The organism is Albimonas pacifica, assembly GCF_900113695.1.
GTDB classification, from domain to species: Bacteria; Pseudomonadota; Alphaproteobacteria; order Rhodobacterales; family Rhodobacteraceae; genus Albimonas; species Albimonas pacifica.
Genome location: NZ_FOQH01000052.1, coordinates 1 through 2087 on the forward strand (window position 1 = coordinate 1; position 2087 = coordinate 2087).

The window sequence follows — 2087 nt, forward strand, 5'->3', positions numbered from 1 at the left end:
TCGGGAGCGGGCGTCGCGCGCGGCGCGGCGGCCCTTGGGGTCGAGGCCGCGGATCTCGGCCTCCACGGCGTAGAGTTCGGCGATGCGCCGCAACGCCTCCTCGGCGATCGGGGCGTGCCCGGCCTGGGCGATGTCGTAGAAGCGCCTCCGGACGTGGCTCCAGCAGAAGGCGAGCGTGACGGGACCGCCCGGCCGGTCGGACGCGGCGAGGCCGCGGTAGGCGGCGTAGCCGTCCACCTGGAGCGTTCCGGAGAAGCCTTCGACGAGATCGGCCGCGTCCTGGTTCCGCCGACCGTCGGCGTAGAGGAAGGCGACGGCGGGCGGATCGACCCCGCCCCACGGACGATCGTCGCGCGCCAGCGCCCAGAGCCAGCCGGTCTTCGTGCGGCCACGGCCCGGATCCAGCACCGGCGCCCGGGTCTCGTCGGCGAAGAGCTTCGGGGAGCCCTTGAGGGTCTCCACCAGCCGGGCATGGACGGGGCGCAGCTCCCGCGCGGCGTGGCCGACCCAGTCGGCGAGCGTGGAGCGGTCGAGGCTCACGCCCTGGCGGGCGAAGATCTGCGCCTGGCGATGCAATGGCAGATGATCGGCGAACTTGGAGACCAGGACATGGGCCACCGTGGCCTCGGTCGGCAGGCCGCCCGCGATCAGGCGGGCGGGGGCCGGCGCCTGCACCACCCCCTCGGCGCAGGCCCGGCAGGCGTAGCGCGGGCGGCGGGTGACCAGCACCCGGAACTGGGCCGGGATCACGTCGAGCCGCTCGGAGCGATCCTCGTCGATGGAATGCAGGGCGCCGCCGCAGCCGGTGCAGTCCAGGCTCTCCGGCTCGACCACGACCTCGACGCGCGGCAGGTGCGGGGGCAGCGCGCCGCGGTTGGCCCGGCGCCGGGCGGCGCGCAGCGCCTTCAGCGCCGGGGTCCCGGCGTCGGCTTCGGCGCGATCCTCGGCGATCTCCTGTTGCGCGTCTTCCAGCGCCAGTTCGAGCTGGTCGGCGTCCAGCTTCTCCGAGCGCCGCCCGAACATCGCGCGCTGGAAGGCGGCGACGATGGCCTTCAGGCGGGCGACCTCTTCGGCGAGGTCGGCGTTCTCCGCCTCCATGGCCGCCAGCCGCGCCTTCAGCGCCGCCGGATCGTCCGGCAGATCGAGGTCGGTGAGGGGCGGCGGGTCGCTCGGCATGGCCGCAGGCAAGCACATCCCGCGGCCGATGTGGCGCCCCGGCGCGCGGCATGAGTCACCGCGTCGCAGCCTATCCGGCGATCGTCGGGCGGGGCGTCCGGCGGGCATGCACCCGCCGCCAGTCGAGCCCTTCGAACAGGGCGGCGAACTGAGCCGAACTCAACCGCATCACGCCTCCCGAGACCGGCGGCCAGGCGAACTTGCCCTGCTCCAGCCGCTTGGCGATCAGCACCATGCCCGATCCATCCCACACCAGGATCTTCACCCGGTCGGCGCGCTTCGCCCGGAACACCAGCGCGACCCCTGAGAACGGGTCGAGCCGCAGCTCCTGCTGCGCCAGCGCGGCCAGGCCGTCGATCCCCTTGCGGAAGTCCACCGGCTTCGTCGCCACGAACACCCGCATCGGGCCGCCCGGCAGGATCATGCCTGGGCCTTCAGCGCCGCCGCCAGAGCCGCCGCATGCTCGGGCGCCACCTCGGCCCCGATCCGAACTCGGAACCCGCCGAACTCGATCACCATCTCGCCGGGCGCCGCGCCGACCGTGGCCTTCATCGGCGGCTCGGATGCCAAGGCGGGGACGAACATCGGCGCGTCCTCCGCCTGCAAGACCAGCTGGCCCCGCCGCGCCTGTCGTCGCCAGGTGTAGATCTGCTGCGGATGCAGCCCATGCCGTCGAGCCAGGTCCGCCGCGCAGACCCCGGGCTGAAGCGTCTCCGCCACCAGCCGCGCCTTCAGCGCGTCCGTGTAGGTCCGCCGCCGGCTCTCGCCCGACAGAACCTCCAGCCGGCGCGGCGTCCCCGCGTTCGTTGCATCAATCGTTGAGAAGTCTTCCATGCAGCGATCCCCTTTCGAGGTCGCAAGACTCCTTCAGATCGCTCCGATCCGACAGGTGGGGTCCAGACGACGCTTAC

The 2087-nt window shown here is 73.2% G+C and carries 3 protein-coding genes; all 3 read right to left on the reverse strand.

Annotation, left to right across the window (positions count from 1 at the left end):
- On the reverse strand, window positions 1-1176 hold a 1176-nt coding region (tnpC, locus tag BM064_RS26535; RefSeq protein WP_092866596.1), incomplete at its 3' end, for an IS66 family transposase.
- Window positions 1177-1246: 70 nt separating this feature from the next.
- Window positions 1247-1600: an IS66 family insertion sequence element accessory protein TnpB gene (gene tnpB, locus BM064_RS26540; protein WP_092866599.1), complete on the reverse strand. Its 354-nt coding sequence runs from the start codon at window positions 1598-1600 to the stop codon at window positions 1247-1249.
- Window positions 1597-2010 (reverse strand): IS66-like element accessory protein TnpA, encoded by a 414-nt coding sequence (tnpA, locus tag BM064_RS26545; protein WP_092866602.1) that lies wholly within the window; start codon window positions 2008-2010, stop codon window positions 1597-1599. Before tnpA ends, tnpB begins: the two co-directional genes overlap by 4 nt.
- Window positions 2011-2087: the final 77 nt, after the last annotated feature.